Consider the following 19,002-nt stretch of genomic DNA (forward strand, 5'->3'; position numbering starts at 1 on the left):
CTGATTTTTCATCTTAACAAAAACGGTTTTCCATGAATGCTAACTCTTCTAGAAGAATTGGGTGCGCGCTGAACTTTTCCTTTAACTGCACGATCAATTCACGAAGCTTTTCCGTCTTTTTCGCTGTGATATACGTTTGAATTAAAAATGATGCAAATATGTAATACTGTTGATCCGGTATTTCCGGATGCAAATGGCTCATAACCAGTTGCTCGAACTCGCTATCATTCAACTGATGCTGTGCGATTTGAATATGGGAAACCATCGTTTGAAACATCTGTTGTTGCAATTCGCTGACATGTTCTGTTGGACTCTCAAGAGTTGTTTCTTCAGGCTTAGCAATGACTGACGACGACTCTTGCTCTTCTTTTGCTTTATCTATTTCTAGGACAAGCGCTTCAGGAATCTCTAGAAGGCTTTCCGGTTCTAAAGAATCTTCTAACTGAATATCTGGTTCTTCCACATTCATTTCCTGACTATCTTCACTACCTGTTTCATCGGACGTATTTTCAAGAGTTCCAGGCTCTTCGGGATTTTCCCCTAAACCATTTGATTCTAAGTAACCATGGAAATCCAGTTTCTCTTCCGCAGTATTCACTTCGATAGTTTCTGTGTCATTTTCCGGCTCTATTACTTCCGTTACCCACTCGCGTTCTTCAGGTAATACAGCCAGTTCTTCCATCTCTTCTAGATGAATAGGGTCACTCTCTTCGTCAATCTCCAGCTCCACATACTCATCATCAAGTAGCTTTTCAATCTCGCTTAAATCGTTTTTCATAGGCATTTCTATTTCTGGGATACTTTCTGTTTCTTCAGTTACCGGCTCCATGAAGTCTTCTTCTAGTAATCTTTCAATATCACTTATTTCACCTTTTACCGGCATTTCAATTTCTGGGATACTTTGTGTTTCTTCGGTCACCGGCTCCATAAAGTCTTCTTCTAATAATTTTTCAATATCACTTATTTCCCTTTTTGCCGGTACTTCTATTTCTGGAATACTTTCTGTTTCTTCGGTCACCGGCTCCATGAAGTCTTCTTCTAGTAATCTTTCAATATCATTTATTTCACTTTTTACCGGGACTTCTATTTCTGGGATACTTTCTGTTTCTTCAGTCACCGGCTCCATGAAGTCTTCTTCTAGTAATTTTTCAATATCACTTATTTCACTTTTTACCGGGACTTCTATTTCTGAAATACTTTCAACTTCTTCTAAGTCATTCGTTCTCGTATCCAAAAACTCTGCCTCAAAAACAACGATCTCATCATCAGCGAATTCTTGCTCTTCCTCCGTTTCTTGAACGCGTTCCTTAGATACCGCAACATGATGCTCGCTGCTCTCATATCCCATTTTTTCTTTCTGTTCCGCCTCTGACTCTTCTATTTTGGATAACGAAGCACGATCTCTCGACGTTTCAATCAAAACGGCAGAATCGTTATACCGTTCATAGAAGTCCGACGCTTCTTCTTGATTCGAGAGCATTAATGGCTCGATTTTTTTACCGATAAGGAATAAAGCGAAAAATAACAGCAAAGTCAAAAGTAATAAAGCCTGCCAAAGAGGATAGTTATTTGCCACAACTAGACCCGCCAGTGAAACGGCAACAGCACCCCCGATTATGACCAGCTTTCCCTTGAAAGTAAGGGACAATGGTAAAACATAAACAATCGGAATCAATAAAACGAGGGATATTCCAGCAAATACGATCGTCTCCAATAAATCACTCCTATACTATTTTATTATATATTTTCCGTTTTTCGAAAATAGCTCCTTAATTTGGGTAATAAATCCTAAAAATATTGTATAATACTTATAGATATTTTGAAAGAAGGGAAAAGTATGGAAGAAAATATTTTTTCGAAAAATCAAAAGGGATTCACCCTCGTTGAAGTACTTGCTTCTATCGCTATATTAGGAATTATTACCATAACGGTAATGACCTTCTTTACACAATCCTATGATTATACAAAAAGGAACCAGAGTAAGACAGTCGGAATAAATGTTGCGAGAAATGTGATCAATTACTTTGACCAACTTGAGTTTAATGAACTTTATAAACAATATGGAATCGCCTCACTAGACTCAGAAGGCATTAAAATATCTCTACCAGACTGCAACACTCGCCCTTCCCTCTATACAACAAGCTGTTCCGAAATCTTGCAACCTACCATAAATAATTACAAATATGATACAGAAATTACCCTTAAAAAATATGAAAATGTAGCAGTGAAGGATACAGGCTATGATCTTAATAAGAATTTGATTAGAATCGAGGTGAAGGTGGTTTGGGAAGACAAAGAAACAGCTGTCACCGGCCTTTTGAAAAAGTAAAAAAATCTCTCTCGAACGAGAATGGCCTGAGCCTGATTGAGATATTACTTGCTGTAACCATTACAACCTTCATCACAGGCGTTATCTATTCACTATTCATCACCGGCCTTAGCCTCTATCAAAAAATCCAAATTGAAGGCCAGCTTAGAGAAGATGCGGATTATATTGCCACCATGATTATGAATGAACTGACAACCAACCAGCCTAAATATGTTACCCCTCTTAATGAAGATGGAAAAAACGGCGTTACGTTGAACGTACAAGAAGAGAAAACGGTAGATGGATTCATCATAGAAGATAGCAAGGGAACGGAACCAGTGGATATTTATTTTAAAGATAGCCAGTTCATCATCGATAATAAAGGCGTGTTGACCACTCTTGATCTTTCCACTTCTTCTTTTATTGATATAAACGAAGGTACACAAACGGAAAAGAAAACGGGCATTAGACTCGATACGGATAGTTCTGACTGCACGAGGGACCCCTCAGGGACCTTATGTACGCATAGTACGATTCATGTCACGATGGTCATTGAAAATAATATTCATGCCAAAGGGTTCTTTGTTACTACTGAACCACTTGTATTAGAAAGCTCGTTTGGATTTTAAGGAGTGAAATTCATGAAATGGAATAACGAAGAAGGATATACCCTTTTATCCGTGTTGCTTTCTTTTTTGATTCTGACCACGCTTGGCATGGTACTTCTTGCTGCGAGCATTAATGGAGCAAAGAGAACGGAAATAAGGGAGACAGAGATTGTGGACGATATCGATGATATTAGTGCCGTAAAAGAGGGGGTTTCGATTATTGAGGATCATGTGGATACAATGGAAACACCTCTCCTTTCTGGTAGTAAGTCAGAATACAATAACGATTTAGCAACATTCATAAACGAGGAAAACTTGAAAGGTATTTTCACAATAGAAGATTTAACGAAAAATTATCCAACGATTGATGACCAACATGATAACACAAGAGTCTTTGAGGTAAGCAGCGGCAAATATCATCAAAAGGTCTACATTACGGCGATGCCAAGCTTTCTAAAGTATGCTCTTGGTGCCGGGAAAGATTTGACCATTAATGGTTCTCCCTTTATTGATGGAAATATCTACGCGAAAGAGCAATTTAATATCAGTAACCAAGCTTTATATATGTATAAATCTTCGCTTCTTTCAAGGAAGACAGAATTGCCAGCGGTCCAAGATTATAGTGAGTTGCATGCGAATCGACAAGGGATGAACATGTGTATATCCGCCCCCTCGTGCTACGGTGGTGCAGGACATGACAAGGAAGAGCTGAGATGGCAGCGATTGACTGTTCCTACCCTGAAAGACGCTTTTTTTTCTGGAAATATCCTTTTCAATGATGTCGACGATACATTCAATGATATTGATATAAAAGAAACGTTTATTGATAAACTATCATCTAGTAGTATTGGGATTCCCGGTCTAAATAAGGATATGTCGATTGAAGCCTTGAATCAATCCATTAATCAAAAAGATTCCCCTACAAATACAGAAGTCAGATTCGATGATTTATCGCAGTATGGTACAATATCGCCGATTATTCATCCAGGTGACGCCTATATAGATAGCTTCGATATCGAGCTTGGGGACAAGCAATGGCTAGTCATTTCCGGTAATGCAACGATTGAAAACTCTTTATTGGAATCTATGGATGTTAAAGGCAATATCTTAATTACGGGTGACTTGACGATTAAAGGGAAAGTAAGTTTTGATTCCGTCATCTATGTACTTGGTTCTACTACCCTAAATAATGCAGATATTCCTTGTTACAAAAACAAATGTGGAAATCAACCAGATGATTCGTCTTTAATCATAATGACACAAGGTAAGCTTAGCATTGCACGGATAAATAAATTTCAAAATGAAACCAATACAATCAATGGTTATTTTTATACAGAAAGTAAATCCTCCTGTGACTATCGCTTTGTTTCTGAATGTGGTTCCAAAGAGGTTTCGAATATAGAAGACCCGACGTCTTCTGAGATTTTTGCAGTGGGATCCATTCTGAATATTAATGGTGGGGTCTTTTCTAAGAGTTATTTAACTGTCAATAGTTATCGTGGAGACGTAGAAGATGATAAGGGTGATGGCGATTTAAGCTTTCCTGCAGTAAAAGAAGACGCCGAGTCAAGGTTGACCATAAAAAACAACAAAAGGCTTTTTCTAAATAAGACGCATGCCCTTCCAAAGGTGGAAGGATTGGATGTCATACCCGATAAGCTGAATAAAGAAAAATAAAACAGGAAGCTCCCTGTTTTATTTTTTCAATAGTTTAATAATCCCTTTATGGTCCCACTCTTTAGCGTAATCATAGGCAGTCTTTCCCTCTTTGCTTTTTATTGATTTATCCGCTTTGGCGTCGAGTAATAACTGGACTTGTTCTTTCTCTCCGAACTCGCTGGCATACATAAGGGCTGTCTTACCCAGCTCATTTTTGCTATCAACCGGAATCAATCCCGTACGAGTAAGCAACTTCACTATATCCGTTCTACCACCAATCACCGCTATAGTTAGTAAAGTATTCTTTTCATGATCCTGTATCTTTGTTAGTTCTTTATCGCTTTCTATCAACGCTTGACTAGCTTCGACATTCCCTTCCTGAACGGCAAGCATGAGCGGCGTTTCTCCTGCTTTATTTTTGGTTCCAGCGTTAGCCCCATACTTGATAAAAAGTCGTGCTAGTACATCATCCCCTTTTAGGGAAACGATATGGAGGGCCGTGTTTCCTTGTTCATCCTTTTCTTTTAGCTTTGCTTCAGCTTTTTTCAGCGCCATTTTAAACATCTCATTTTTAACTTTCTGCTTTTCTTCGACTTGCATCTGCTGGTAATGATCTAAAGAATAAGCAAGCTGAATGAATAGAGGGTTATCCGCTTTTGGACTCACATCTGCCCCTTGTTCTAAAAGTGTCCTAGATAAAGAATAAAGTTGCATGTGTAAGGCGTATTCCAATGGGGTCTCCCCTTCTTCCGATTCTTTATTGATGAATGCCTTCGTCTTATTCTTCTTTAACAGCTTTTCCGCTTTTTCTTCTTCGCCTGATTTTATATAGAAAAGCAACGATTCGTACTGTTCTTTCTTCTCCGCTTTAGCAGTCTTGTATTGATACACTCCACCAGCCACAATTAATATAGTTAAAACCATTGAACTGATGAGTATGATTCTTTTTTTCATAAGATGTCCTTTCCCGTTTAATATAAACGAAAACCGGGTTGCCCCGGCTTGATAAACGATCAGTATTTATCTTGATTGTCATTTGAACCTTCTTCTTTTTTTTGTGTAACGGTAACCTTAACGATAGCGTTATACTTTTTCCCAGTATCATCAGCCACCGTAACAGTAATTTCAGTTTTCCCTACCCTCACTCCATGAACGACTCCATTAGATATGGTTATATAATCATTCTTTAAAGGAGAGAAATCCGTTCTATCCACGTTTGTCGCATCTGCTGGACTATGGTGAACGATAATGGGTTGTGAAGTACCTTTTTGTAGCGTTATCTCTGGCACCCTAATTCCCTCAAGAGGTTGGCCTACTTGAACCTTAATTGTTGCCTTTACCTCAGGATTTGATTTTGAAGTAATTTCTATGTTTGCAGTCCCGGTACTGACCCCTTTTATTTTCCCATTTTCCACCACTTCAACAATACTCTCATCAAGTGATTTCCACTCTACTGTTTTATCGGTTGCGTTACTTGGAACGATAATTACTCGAATATCATTAACTACATCAAATTTATTCATGGTAACCGAGGACCGATCCACTTCAATACCTGTTACGGGTACCTTTCTCACCGTAATAATCGAAGTATGTTCTACTAGATTACCATTTGAATCAATTCCCGTAACAGTCATAAGGGTTTCACCAGTCGTTAACCCTGTTATGGTGAAGTCTTCTTTATTAACACGAGCTATGTCATTGTTACCCAATACAATCTCTAAGCTAGACTTGCCATCCTTTGGTGATATATTACTAACAGGTAATGGTAGTGTCTCGCCAACATGTAATGTTAGGTCCGTTAAAGTAAACGAATTGACCGGAATTCTTACTGTCAGAGGAACTCTCTTTTCAAAAACATTCCCGAAATTGTCCGTAACTTTCACTTTTAAGAATGTATTTCCTTCTTTTATTACTTTAGCCGTTCCTGAAGCAGGATTTAAATCCAAAATATTTCCTCTGCTTTCTTCACTCCATGAAATACTCCTGACTCCTGCATCTGCGGGCAACTTTTTCAAGTCAATCGAAAAGTTTTTTTCTGTACCCTTACTGAGTACGTAAGAATCAGGAAAATCAATCCCAGTTAAGGCGAAATCCGCATTGAACGTTAATGTATTAAACGTTAACTCCTTTTGGATATTAGTTAAATCCTTATATCTCAATATAGAATTAGCCAATATATACTGTTTTTTTGCAGTTGGCGTGACATGGACACTGAACGTCAAAGGACTAGCAACGAAGTCATTGCCCACTTTTTTGTAGACAATACTCAATGTCTTTTCTAGGGATATACCAGTTGATGCTGTCCCACTTTTCGTACCGTCACTAGTGACCTCCAAATCTGCCGGAAAACTTTCTCTCAATGCCATGGCTTCTAGAGTGACGGAATTGCCAGAAATGGCTTGAGCTTCTATTCCAGTGATTTTTTTCGGTGTTACCGTATATTCGATTTCTACAGGTTGTCCGACTTCCACTAAGTTATTTGATTTCAAAATCCTGCTTACTTCAAGATTGGCATTTATTTTTTGTACTTTTACTTTCACTTCTTTTTCACTGACTGCGCCAGATTGGTCTGTTGCTTGGACCTTGATCGTCACAACTTTACTATCCTGTAAATTATGAGGTAGAGACATATTGATTGTCGATCCATTTATCACATCTTTTTCTTCCGATACTTCTTTCTCGTCCATAAACACTTTAGTGGATAGATTTTTATCTTTTAAATCATAATCTTGTAGTGTGTAAGATAATTCGATGTTCTGGTTTAAAGGGATGACCTGATTTTCTGTTGGAGTATGAATGGTAATTTCAGGTGCATGATTCGACCCTAGGAACGCTCTGTACATCGTGTTAACGAATAACTTTTGCTCATCATCAGGGAAGCTATCACTCCCCCCCTTATGACCTGTTCCAGAGTACGTAATGTTCCCTTTCGAGTAGGTATAATAATGATTCCAGCTATCATTTTCATCCCGACTGTTTCCAGTGATATTATACCAAGGAATTATTTCTGGATCCTCCAAGTCAAGCGTGTAATACTGATTATGGGTTAATGCCACTGATAATTCATTTTTCAATGCATATGGATAGGTTGTCATTAAACCATCATTGATTTTTTTCGTCGTTCTCGAAGTATTGGGTGCACCATATCCAAGATTCGTCTGAGGACTGATTTGACCTGTATCATTCATGAAATTATTTACCCAATTATTATTATTTTCGAAAATGGTATCGTGGGTAAACATGATGCTTTGTTTAGAAGCAATAAACCTTTTCAATGAAGCCACTGCATTTGTATTTATATTCGCCGATCTATTATAAGAATCGGCAAATCCAAAGATGACCATGTCATATTTTCCATTGATGACCTCATGCGAATAACTCGTTTCTTCTTTTTTTGACTTATTAAAAGTGTCCATGCTCGTTGCGTCAATTGAGATACTATATTCGTTACTATTTAAATAGGATTGATTCATATTATTCGGGTTGCTATTCCTTTTTAACGAACTTTTTTCATTGGTGTAGACTTGGAGCACTTTTACTTCCACTTTTTTGTCAACGAACTTAATCATCCCTTTTTCATAACTCTTTAAGTTATTACCGGAATCCACAAGCTCCATTTTCCAATAACGTACCCCTGAATAACCTTTTGGTAGTTTGAAAGAGAGGTTCATTGATTTCGAAGTAACATTCTCTTCCAATACAATTTCATCTGTCGTATATTTGTCGTCAAAGTTGGAATCGATATAAAGCTTGGCTTTTAAGCTCCTCGAGTTGAAATCTGAAGGAGCGACTACATTCATCGTGAATTCCATGTTTTCATTTGGCTGATAAATCTTCTCTTTATCAGGAGATTTAGTTAATGTAAAGCGTGGGGACTGCTTGTACTTATCTCCTTTAAGGAAATTATTAAAAGCCTTTTCCATATTATCTTTATCTGTTTGTGTACTTTCATTATTATTTTTCCCACTTCCATACCAGAATTCGTTCCAGCGATCCCAAAAGCTTCCGCTTGAATTAGTACTAGTACTATCATAGTTGATGACATTACTTTTACTTAATAGATTTTGATCGTTAAACTTCGCTTTTAATTTTGAACCGGTCGCTAGACTTTTGGTATTCAGGATAACCGGTTGCCCTTTATTAATGAAGTCATTAATGATCTCATTCGCCTTTAGATTCGTAATATCATTCATGACCGCTGATGTATTATGTTCTTTATTTTTAACCGGATCAGAAGTATAATTCCCCTCCATAATCGCAATAACATCATATTTGCCATCCAGCTCTTCCCGCTGCGCGACAAACTTCTTCATCGTTATCAATGTATACTCATATGAATTCTCACCTAGGATCCCCCTTAACTGCGAATTTCCTGATGCTACAATCTCAAGGATTCTCAGTTTAGGACCAGACGTTTGAACAGCTGCTTCTAAAGGTTTAGGTAGAAATAGAAACGAAAATAGTAATACCAATGATAAGACTAACCCCACTGATTTTTTCATAATTTACACATCACTCTCATTTATAATTTATCTCTCCTCTGCCTTATACGAAGCAGTTCAGTTCCTGGTAATGTAAGTCTATATGTTTCTCTCTATCGATTGCTTATACCATTATTAGTTATATAGTCTTATTACTTAAGCATATTTTATCAAAAAATGCACAAGAATGGGCAATAAATCCATTAATTTTTAATATTGGTAAAATCACCCTTATAAAAAAGACAAGACTCCAAGGAATCCTGCCTTTTTACCCTCCATATACTGCCACTTTATTTCTCCCAGCTTGTTTTGCGCCTGTATACATGGCACGGTCAGCGTGCCTGATTATCGATTGGGCATCTTCGGCATCGACCGGTGCTGTTGCGACCCCGATGCTTGCTGTAATGGAAATGGACTCTTCCCGTCTATTTTCATTTAAATCCGAATGGACGGTGAAGGGTTTGTTGGCAATCGAGAGTCTGATGAATTCTGCGAATTGATAGACTTCTTCTTTTCCAACATTGGGTAAGAGGATAACGAATTCCTCTCCACCGTACCTTGCTGTTACCCCTAAATGACCAACAATGCCCTCTAGACGCTCCGCCAATTCACAAAGGATTTCATTACCGCTTTGATGCCCATATGTATCGTTAACCGATTTAAAATGGTCAATATCAAGAAGGATCAGCGACAAATGATTGAGTGATTGGTTTTGTAAACGTTCGAATTCCTTATGTAACACACATTCAAAATACCGAAAGTTATATAAATGAGTTAATGCGCATCGTTCACTACTATATTTGGTTTTTTGATAATGGCGAGCATTTTCAAGAGCCACCCATAGGTAGGAGGAGAGAATGTCCATAATCTTCGTTTGATGCGTACCATACGCCCTCTTCTTGGAAGATGTAACAATGATTACTCCTGCCACAACGGAGTTTCGAAGAATGGGAATGGCCATGATGCTTTCCACGTCTTCTGGAAAATTCCCATAATTGGACAGATGCTTCCATTCCTTTTTAGAATGAAAGACCTTGGCTTTTTTCAATTGAAAAAGGGTTGCATAGATTCCTTCTTTTATGGAAACAGGTTGAATCCTTTTTTCTATTTGTACGCCATTTTCTGCATAACGTAATATCTGGGCGTTTTCTTTTTCATCGAATATTTCGAAGACCAGCGTGTACTTAGAAAGGATGATTGCTGAACTACCATCAATAAATAGATCCAGTACCTCGTTCGCCTGTAGCCTTTGAGTCAACTGATGACCAAATTCACTTACCTTTTTTAAATGCCTGTTTATTTCCTTAGTAAAATAGTATTGTTTCATGATATAAGCCAAACTGATCAAAGCCGCCCCTACGAGCAAAATGGCCAAGGTCCCCATTTCGATATATAAAATAAATAAAATAATCCCGATTGGCATGGTCATGAGGCTTAAGAAACCGTCCCATAAAGCATCCTTTGTTTTCATCTCCATCTTTTTCCCATATAACAATGAATGGGAGACGGTGACAGCTAAATGATTGAATAAAAAATAAGAACACAGATAAACGACAATCAACAGAATGTCGAAAATATCAATACCGGAAGTGAAATCATGATCTCCACCTAAGCCATAATAGACCAGTCCACTCAATAGGCAAAATATAAATGACGTGATGGAATTAAGCGGAAACCGATACCAATCCTTTTTGGCTAATCGAAGCCTGACTATAATGAACATGAAGGTAACCTGTGTGACCAGAATTTCGATAGCTAATCCGAACACAAGAAAAACCGCGAGCGAAACGCCCTGTACGACTGTGATCGGGATATTGTTAATCATAATCGGCATCAAGGTCAATACACTTATGAGTACGAGAAAAGCAACAATGTCCCCCGTATTCCCACTCGTGATTGGCGGAAATACTTGAAAAGTCCCGACTAAACCAGCGGGTATAATAAGAAACCACATCACATAGACAGCCATTCTTTTTTTTCTAGAAATAATCATTTATTCTCCCCATCCCCATGAGTATCTTGACACATTAATCATACCAGTAATCAGTTACTTTAGCACTATACCCAAATTAAAAAACTTTAAAACTAATAGGTTAAAAGTCTTTGTTTCTTTGTTTTTGGAACCTAAAAAAACCCTTCTGTCTTAAAAGACAAAAGGGTATAAAGCTAAATATGATAGAAAAAATGGCTGCAATAAGTGGCACATGCTGATGATCACTCAGCACTGTATACAAATTTCCGGACAAGAGAAAGGAAATAGAGGGAACCCGTGATGACCAGTACTTCTCGTGCGTTTGTTCTTTGTTTGCCGATTATGATTGCTTTCTGCCAATCCTTCTCCAATTCCCGTTTCTCCTTAGAACAATGTTCATAAAGCGCTTCCGCGTTCGCTGCCCGTTCATGCTTGAATTCAGTAACGGTTATTTGGCTTGCTTCCGTGTCGAGTAGATGAAGCATTGTAGCATAATCCTTATCACGAAACGAACTGAATATAAACCGATAACTATGATCCGGATAGCGTGTCTTTAACGTGTCAAGTAGCACCTCAATACCGGCTGGATTATGCGCCCCATCAATGATGATCAACGGTTCATCGGAAATTATCTCAAAACGGCCATTCCACTGTGCTTCCCCTATCCCCTTCCGAATGCTTTGTTCATGGATGTCCTCTCTTACAATTGTAGCAGCTGCGATGGCCAGTGCCGCATTATTGATTTGATGGCGCCCTAGCATCTTTACCGCTATATTTTCGATGGTGGTATCCTTGAATGAAAAAGAGAAGCTTTGACCGAGTTCATCCTGCTTAATGGCATGTACATGAACGTCTTTATCGATTTGATAATAGGGAACGTCCATGGAACGTGCTTTATCTTCTATCACCTTTGCTGGCTCTTCGGTTGTCACTCCACTGATGATCGGTGCCCCTTTTTTAATGATCCCTGCCTTCTCAAAAGCAATTTCCCCTAGCGTATTACCGAGGATATTCGTATGCTCCAAAGAAATGGAGGTGATGATGGAAAGAAGTGGCTTGACGACATTGGTGGTATCGAGCCTTCCCCCAAGTCCCGTTTCCAGTAAAACCAAATCCGTGCCTTTTTTGCTAAAATAAGAAAAAGCCATCGCTGTCAGGATTTCAAATTGAGTGGGTCCATTTCCTTCACCATCCATCTCTTGTACGATTGGCCACAGTTCTTGAAATCCAGAGACAAAGTCCTCATCGCTGATTTCCTCCCGGTTTATCTTTACCTGCTCATTCAGTCGAATTAAGTATGGGGATGTGAAAGAAGCCACCCGTAGCCCTTCAGCTAAAAGGATTTCCTTTATGAATTGGAGCGTAGAACCTTTGCCATTGGACCCTGCAATATGTATATATTTAAGCCCTACATGGGGGTTTCCTAATTTAGCTAATAATGTTTCCATTCGTGACAAGCCAAAGTTCATACCTAATTGGACCTGTCTTTCTTCAAAAAATCGGTTGATTTCATTCATGTCCGTTACCATTTATCGATAAGCCTCCTCTTTCTTTATACCGCTCTTATGCGTTAAAATTATTTTATCAATATATTAACGATTTACCTAGATGAAAGGTAGTGATTGACCATGAAATCTTCTTCACTCCATTGTTGGATTGTCGTCAACGGCTATTTGCAACATGAAAAGTTTTCTAGCTTGGCTTTATTCATACAAGAGTCCGCTGAAAGAAAAGGGATATCGGCAACACTTGTCCGAAATTCCGACCTGGTTTCCGTTATTGAAAAGGGAACCCCGTATCTAAAAGGAACTGATGGAAAATTACCAGATTTCGTCCTGTTTATGGATAAGGATATTCATTTGGCACGCCATCTGGAACTGCTCGGCCTCCCCGTATATAACAGCAGCTCGGCCATCGATATATGCGATAGCAAGGCCAAAACGCATCAAGCTTTAGCGGGTCACGGCATCCCGATGCCAAAAACCCTGTTTCCCCCGTTTACTTATGAAGGAATAGAAAGAAAGAACCTGGATGCATTCAAAAAAATCGGCAATGAGCTTGGCTACCCCCTCGTTGTAAAAGAAGCATACGGTTCATTCGGGGAACAGGTGTATTTAATTCCTACGGAGGATGAATTTATGGAAACGGTGAAAAAGCTTGGGCACCGGCCTTTTATTATGCAGGAATTCATTGAGCATAGTAAAGGCCGGGATATCCGTGTCAATGTCGTCGGCAATCAAGTCATCGCTTCCATGCAACGGAAGTCCGAGCATGATTTCCGAGCAAACATGACAGCTGGTGGAACAGCCTTCCCCTACACACCCACCAAGGCAGAAAGTGATCTTGCCATCCGTTGCGCTACTCTATTGGGTGCGGATTTTGCCGGGGTAGATTTGCTGTTCGGAGAAGATGGCCCGCTATTATGTGAAGTGAACTCGAACTCGCACTTGCTTAATATTTACGAATGTACGGGCATTAATATTGCTGACAGCATGTTTGATTATGTGATGGATGCATTCGAAAGAAAGGGATTCCAATGAAAAAGCATACAGGCTGGCTGATTTATAACCAAGAAGATGCCGCAAAAAACAGGGGATACATAGATTGGATGCTGGAAGAGGCCAAAAGTCTCGACCTAGATTTGCGTTTATATTATCGCGACCACCTACAAATCGGCCACCGTTCGAATCAATTGTATGTCGTACATAAGCACGAACCGATAGATTTGCCTGATTTTGCGATAGTCCGGACTATCGATCCTTTCTTCACCAAACAATTGGAAAGGCTACATATCACATGCTTCAACTCTTCTTTCATCTCGGAAATCGTGAATGATAAAGCAAAGACGCATCAATATGTGACTTCTATCGGCATTCCAATGTCAGATACAGTTTATTGCTATGGCACTCCCTCAACAAGCGATATGGAATTACCATTCATTGCGAAAGACGTTCATGGACGTGGTGGAAAACAGGTTTACTTGATTGAACATGAAAAAGACTTGAGAGAACTGCCTAACGCAAAATGGATCGTTCAAAAACCGGGTGTATTCGGAAAGGATATCCGTGTCTTTGTCATTGGGAACAGAATCATTGCAGCTGTCCTTAGAGAGTCCTCTTCTAACTTCAAGGCCAATTACACGTTAGGCGGATCTGCTTCGTTATATGAGCTGTCAGCTGCCGAACGGACACTTGTAGAACGGGTAATCGCTGCCTTTGACTTTGGCATGGTCGGGATCGATTTCATTTTCGCCGAAGATGGCAGCCTCATGCTCAATGAAATTGAAGATGTAGTGGGAAGCAGAACGTTAAGTGCGCTCAGTAATCTTAATATTGTAAAAGAGTATCTATTGTTTATAAAAGAGAAACTATCGGTTAAGTAACAAATAAAAGGATGAACCAGCTTCTTACATAGCCGGTTCATCCTTTTTTGTTTTTTTAAAGCTGTTTCAATTCATTGATTCTATGAATGACAGAATCACGTTTCTCACTATAGTCTTTTTCTTTGGCACGTTCTTCTTCAATGACACTTGCTGGCGCTTTTTTGACGAAGCCTTCGTTGCCTAGTTTTTTCTGTACGCGTTCTACTTCTTTATTAAGTTTGTCGAGTTCCTTTTCAAGACGTTTCACTTCTTCGTCGATATTGATCAGTCCTGTTAGTGGAAGGATCAGTTCAACACCCGTAACCACAGCTGTCATGGCTTGTGCTGGTTCTTCGACATCGATGCCGATTGTCAATTGTTCAGGATTACAGAAGCGCTCGATATAGCTGCTGTTTTTTTCTAATGTTTCTAAAATGGACTCATCTTTTGCTTTTAGAATCAAGTTGATTTTTTTGCTTAAAGGCGTGTTGACTTCAGAACGGATATTCCGGACTGAACGGATGATTTCAACAAGCAGTTTCATTTCCTCCGCTGCAGCTGTATCCGTTAACTCTTCCTTCACTTCAGGCCATGCAGCAACCGTGATTGATTCGCCTTGGTGCGGAAGGTTTTGCCAAATTTCTTCCGTTATGAACGGCATGAATGGGTGAAGCAATCTCATCGTGTTATCTAGCACGTATGCAAGAATCGAACGAGTCGTTTTCTTCGCCGCTTCGTCTTCGCCATATAGCGGAAGTTTAGCCATTTCAATATACCAGTCACAGAAATCATCCCAAATGAAATTATAAAGCACGCGACCCACTTCACCGAATTCATAACGGTCCGCAAGTCTTGTCACGTTTGAAATCGTTTCATTCAATCGAGTAAGGATCCATTTATCAGCAACGGACTTTTCACCGCTTAAATCGATTTCATCATAGGTCATGCCATTCATGTTCATTAAGGCAAAACGGGAGGCATTCCAGATCTTATTGGAGAAATTCCATACCGCTTCCACTTTTTCCGTGCTGTAACGAAGATCTTGCCCTGGTGAGCTTCCTGTTGAAAGGAAGTAACGTAGCGAATCTGCACCATATTGGTCGATGACATCCATTGGATCGACACCATTGCCAAGCGATTTACTCATCTTGCGTCCCTGTTCATCACGAACAAGACCATGGATCAGAACGTCTTCGAATGGGCGCTCTCCCGTAAATTCAAGCGCTTGGAAAATCATCCGTGATACCCAGAAGAAAATGATATCATATCCTGTTACAAGTGCTCCGGTCGGATAGTAACGTTTGAAATCGATGCTTTCCTTGTCCGGCCAGCCCATAGTCGAGAACGGCCATAGTGCGGAGCTGAACCACGTGTCCAGGACGTCTGTATCCTGTTCCCAGTTCTGTGCATCAGCAGGTGCTTCCTGTCCCACGTATACCTCGCCTGTTTCTTTATGGTACCAGGCCGGGATGCGGTGACCCCACCAAAGTTGACGGGAAATACACCAATCGCGGATATTTTCCATCCAGTGCAGATATGTTTTCTCGAAACGATCAGGAACGAAGTTGACCTTTTCATCCTCGGATTTCTTTTGAAGGTCAACCGATGCATCAGCAAGAGGCTGCATTTTAACGAACCATTGAGTAGAAAGATATGGTTCTACAACTGCTCCGCTACGCTCTGAATGGCCGACAGAGTGAAGGTGGTCTTCAATTTTGAAGAGTACTCCAGCTTCTTGCAAGTCTTTGACGATTTGCTTACGGCATTCGAAACGGTCCATTCCTTCATATTTACCGGCCTTCTCATTCATCGAACCATCTTCATGCATGACAAGGATGCGTTCTAGATTATGACGGTTTCCGATTTCAAAGTCATTAGGGTCATGAGCCGGTGTAATTTTAACGGCACCCGAACCGAAATCCATATCCACATAATCATCGCCAACGATCGGAATTTCACGACCTGTGATTGGCAGACGAACCATTTTCCCGATTAAATGCTTGTAACGGTCATCTTTAGGATGTACCGCAACTGCCGTATCACCAAGCATCGTTTCTGGACGGGTTGTCGCAATTTCAATTTCTCCCGATCCGTCAACTAGCGGGTATTTCATATGATAGAATGCACCTTGAATATCTTTGTAGATTACTTCGATATCAGAAATGGCCGTTTTTGTCGATGGGTCCCAGTTAATGATATATTCGCCACGATAAATCAATCCTTTTTTATAAAGGGTAACGAATACTTCGTTAACCGCTTTAGAAAGACCTTCATCAAGCGTGAAGCGTTCGCGGGTATAGTCAAGGCCAAGACCAAGTTTTGCCCATTGTTCACGGATATGGCTTGCATATTCCTCTTTCCATTTCCATGTTTCTTCCACGAATTTCTCACGACCTAGGTCATAGCGGCTAACGCCTTCAGCACGAAGCTTTTGTTCCACTTTCGCCTGTGTTGCGATACCGGCATGGTCCATACCAGGAAGCCATAGCACGTCATATCCTTGCATACGCTTCATACGTGTCAAGATATCTTGTAGTGTTGTATCCCAAGCATGACCAAGATGTAGCTTACCTGTTACGTTTGGTGGAGGGATGACGATTGTATACGGTTCTTTTTTATCATCACCTGTTGTTTCAAAGTACTTCCCATCAAGCCACCATTTATAACGGCCTTTCTCTATCGTTTGCGGATCATATTTTGTTGGCATCGAAATTTGGTTTTCTTCCATGTTGTTTTCCTCCTTTTGGGCATAAAAAAAACTTCCATCATCATAAAAGGACGAAGGAAGTTGTTCGCGGTGCCACCTTTTTTCCGAAAAAGAAAGAAATCTTTTCTCGGCTCTCAAATCGGATAACGGCTCTTCACCGGCCTTCGCTACTAACTATTCACGAAGACTGCTCGCGGACGACTTCTGATGCTGCCTGCTTAGAAACCTCGCACCAATGGTTTCCTCTCTGAAAAGGGCATTTCATCTTACTATTTCCGGTCTTTACATTCATTTATATTCATATGTAAAATCATTAATTGCATATAGTATATAGTACAAAAAAAAGGGGGGTCGAGTCAATCATCTTTTCGTTTACTTTCGTAAGTATGGCCCTATTCACTAAGGGAGGCTCACAAGAACAGAGCGATCTTCCTATTATACCATCAACGTTTCATGATGTTCCGCATTTCTCACATGTTTCGCAGCCCTCCCATACAATAAAAGAAGTCCTACAAAGGAAGGTGCAATCTTGAGACGAAAATACTCACCTTATACGTTGCCACCTTGGATGAAAAAGTTCCGCGGTGTTTGTCAGCAATTCATTGTCCCCTTCATTGTTTTTCAAGGAATACGTACGTTAATATTTCCAACTTTCTTCGATATGCTCCTGTTGGTCGCCTTTATTTTCTTAGCCATGTCGCTATATTTAGAATGGATATAATTATTCCCCTACAACAAAAAAATATACATGATTGGATATTCATCCATTCATGTATATTTAGCTTGGGGGCGATTGTTCCTCTTTGGCCGCCTCGGCAGCCGCTTTTTTCTGTTTTTCGACTTCCTCGACCTTCATCACCATATATTCCACATTCTTCAAAAGCCAGAATTGTCGTTGCAGCTTCGTGACATTATACAGTTCCGTCCTTAGACCTTTACCCTCGGAATAGTTCTTCACCACATCCAGTGCTGATCCCGGGAAAGCCAAATAACTTTGCATCAGCAGCATTTCCTCTTCTTTCAAAGGAAAGAAACGAAGATAATTATAAAGCCAATCGACGCAATCATCACATTGGACTGGATAGGTCCTCGCCGTTTTGACGAGAAAAGGTAGTAAGTCAAAATGGGGAGGGGCCGTATTCGAATTCTCGAAATTGATAAAGTAACCATATCCTCGTTCATCATATACAAAGTGCTTCAATGAAACCTTTCCGTGGGTGAGGACGGTCCTTACTTTTTCGCTTTCCTTTGTCTTTTCGAACCATGTTTCAAACTTTTTGATAGAGTAGTTCAATGCCTGGGTGATATCCGTAAAAAAGGTGCAGACCGACATCTCAAATGGAGACATATACCACTTTCTTTCACAGGTGACAATGTACTCCTCCATAAAGTCCTTCTGCGTATTCCACTCACTCAGCGTTCTTTCATAATGAGCTTCCCGCTCCTCTGTATCCACCTCTGTTTCTTTCACAGACAGTGTATGCATCCGTGCAAGTTCCCTGAACATTTGCTTATGTTTCTCATCACGTTCGCCATTTTCTTCATTATTCAACCAAGGCATCAGGTAATATAATCGGCCATTATGAAGCACGGCATAGCGCTGGTCCATCGTTTGGTAAATAGGCACGATTCGGTTATATCCCCGGTGATACAATGTTTGGATATTTCGGATAAAGTCCATTCCATTGTGGGGCGTAATCGATTTCAAGGCAAAGGTTCCACGGTCGCTATACACTTTTTTCACTCGTCCAAAGTCCTCGATATATTGTACATAAAGCGCGTATTCTTTTAAGACATAGGCTGAATCACTATCCTGAATATTCTTTTGTTGATTCTCGTTTTCCCTCACGAGACTCACTCACTTTCTTTTAAAAAAGCTCGCCAATCGTTTGAAATGCAAGATAAA

13 protein-coding genes and 1 other annotated feature are annotated in these 19,002 nt (G+C 39.9%); of the genes, 6 read left to right on the forward strand and 7 right to left on the reverse strand.

The genetic code is table 11. From position 1 onward, the window contains the following. Window positions 1-13: 13 nt before the first annotated feature. Complete coding sequence (locus ACQKL6_RS07525; protein WP_427650914.1) at window positions 14-1,714, reverse strand: hypothetical protein; 1,701 nt, start codon at window positions 1,712-1,714, stop codon at window positions 14-16. A gap of 123 nt (window positions 1,715-1,837) precedes the next feature. On the opposite strand from ACQKL6_RS07525, the gene ACQKL6_RS07530 reads away from it, so the two are divergent. From ACQKL6_RS07530 to ACQKL6_RS07540, 3 genes are read left to right on the forward strand one after another with little or no spacing between them, the layout of a single operon-like run. Continuing rightward, window positions 1,838-2,329 carry a type II secretion system protein gene (locus ACQKL6_RS07530; protein ID WP_402986467.1) on the forward strand — a complete coding sequence of 164 codons (492 nt, stop codon included), beginning with the start codon at window positions 1,838-1,840 and terminating at the stop codon, window positions 2,327-2,329. Then, window positions 2,284-2,937, forward strand: coding sequence for a PilW family protein (locus ACQKL6_RS07535; RefSeq protein ID WP_427650915.1), 654 nt, complete (start codon window positions 2,284-2,286; stop codon window positions 2,935-2,937). The genes ACQKL6_RS07530 and ACQKL6_RS07535 overlap by 46 nt, the downstream gene beginning before the upstream one ends. Window positions 2,938-2,949: 12 nt before the next feature. After that, window positions 2,950-4,593, forward strand: a complete 1,644-nt coding sequence (locus tag ACQKL6_RS07540) for a hypothetical protein (protein WP_402986471.1) — start codon at window positions 2,950-2,952, stop codon at window positions 4,591-4,593. A gap of 18 nt (window positions 4,594-4,611) precedes the next feature. Here the strand turns inward: ACQKL6_RS07540 and ACQKL6_RS07545 are convergent, their stop codons facing one another. From ACQKL6_RS07545 to ACQKL6_RS07560, 4 genes are all read right to left on the reverse strand, one after another. Then, the gene (locus tag ACQKL6_RS07545; RefSeq protein WP_427650916.1) at window positions 4,612-5,529 is read right to left on the reverse strand and encodes an ankyrin repeat domain-containing protein; all 918 of its coding nucleotides are present in this window, start codon (window positions 5,527-5,529) and stop codon (window positions 4,612-4,614) included. Between the two features lie 59 nt (window positions 5,530-5,588). Next, window positions 5,589-9,077, reverse strand: coding sequence for a DUF5057 domain-containing protein (locus ACQKL6_RS07550; protein WP_427650917.1), 3,489 nt, complete (start codon window positions 9,075-9,077; stop codon window positions 5,589-5,591). 247 nt (window positions 9,078-9,324) lie between these two features. Beyond that, the gene (locus tag ACQKL6_RS07555; RefSeq protein WP_402986477.1) at window positions 9,325-11,049 is read right to left on the reverse strand and encodes a sensor domain-containing diguanylate cyclase; all 1,725 of its coding nucleotides are present in this window, start codon (window positions 11,047-11,049) and stop codon (window positions 9,325-9,327) included. Between the two features lie 221 nt (window positions 11,050-11,270). Further along, window positions 11,271-12,557, reverse strand: a complete 1,287-nt coding sequence (locus ACQKL6_RS07560; protein ID WP_402986479.1) for a bifunctional folylpolyglutamate synthase/dihydrofolate synthase — start codon at window positions 12,555-12,557, stop codon at window positions 11,271-11,273. A gap of 99 nt (window positions 12,558-12,656) precedes the next feature. Between ACQKL6_RS07560 and ACQKL6_RS07565 the strand changes: the two genes are divergently transcribed. Then, entirely contained in the window at window positions 12,657-13,568 is a 912-nt protein-coding gene (locus ACQKL6_RS07565) for an ATP-grasp domain-containing protein (protein ID WP_427650918.1), read from the forward strand. Then, a complete protein-coding gene (locus ACQKL6_RS07570) occupies window positions 13,565-14,410 on the forward strand; it encodes an ATP-grasp domain-containing protein (RefSeq protein WP_427650919.1) in 846 nt (281 codons plus the stop codon). The genes ACQKL6_RS07565 and ACQKL6_RS07570 overlap by 4 nt, the downstream gene beginning before the upstream one ends. Window positions 14,411-14,465: 55 nt before the next feature. On the opposite strand, the gene ACQKL6_RS07575 is transcribed toward ACQKL6_RS07570, so the two are convergent. Beyond that, on the reverse strand, window positions 14,466-17,117 hold the full coding sequence (locus ACQKL6_RS07575) for a valine--tRNA ligase (RefSeq protein WP_402958145.1): 2,652 nt from the start codon (window positions 17,115-17,117) through the stop codon (window positions 14,466-14,468). Window positions 17,118-17,160: 43 nt separating this feature from the next. Next, window positions 17,161-17,388 (reverse strand) — a binding site (T-box leader). Window positions 17,389-17,664: 276 nt separating this feature from the next. Here ACQKL6_RS07575 and ACQKL6_RS07580 point away from each other — a divergent pair. Continuing rightward, a complete protein-coding gene (locus ACQKL6_RS07580) occupies window positions 17,665-17,817 on the forward strand; it encodes a hypothetical protein (protein WP_402875862.1) in 153 nt (50 codons plus the stop codon). Window positions 17,818-17,874: 57 nt separating this feature from the next. On the opposite strand, the gene ysxE is transcribed toward ACQKL6_RS07580, so the two are convergent. Next, the gene (gene ysxE, locus ACQKL6_RS07585; RefSeq protein ID WP_427650920.1) at window positions 17,875-18,945 is read right to left on the reverse strand and encodes a spore coat protein YsxE; all 1,071 of its coding nucleotides are present in this window, start codon (window positions 18,943-18,945) and stop codon (window positions 17,875-17,877) included. Window positions 18,946-19,002 lie beyond the last annotated feature (57 nt).

The organism is Peribacillus sp. NPDC097197, assembly GCF_050278025.1.
GTDB lineage: Bacteria > Bacillota > Bacilli > Bacillales > DSM-1321 > Peribacillus.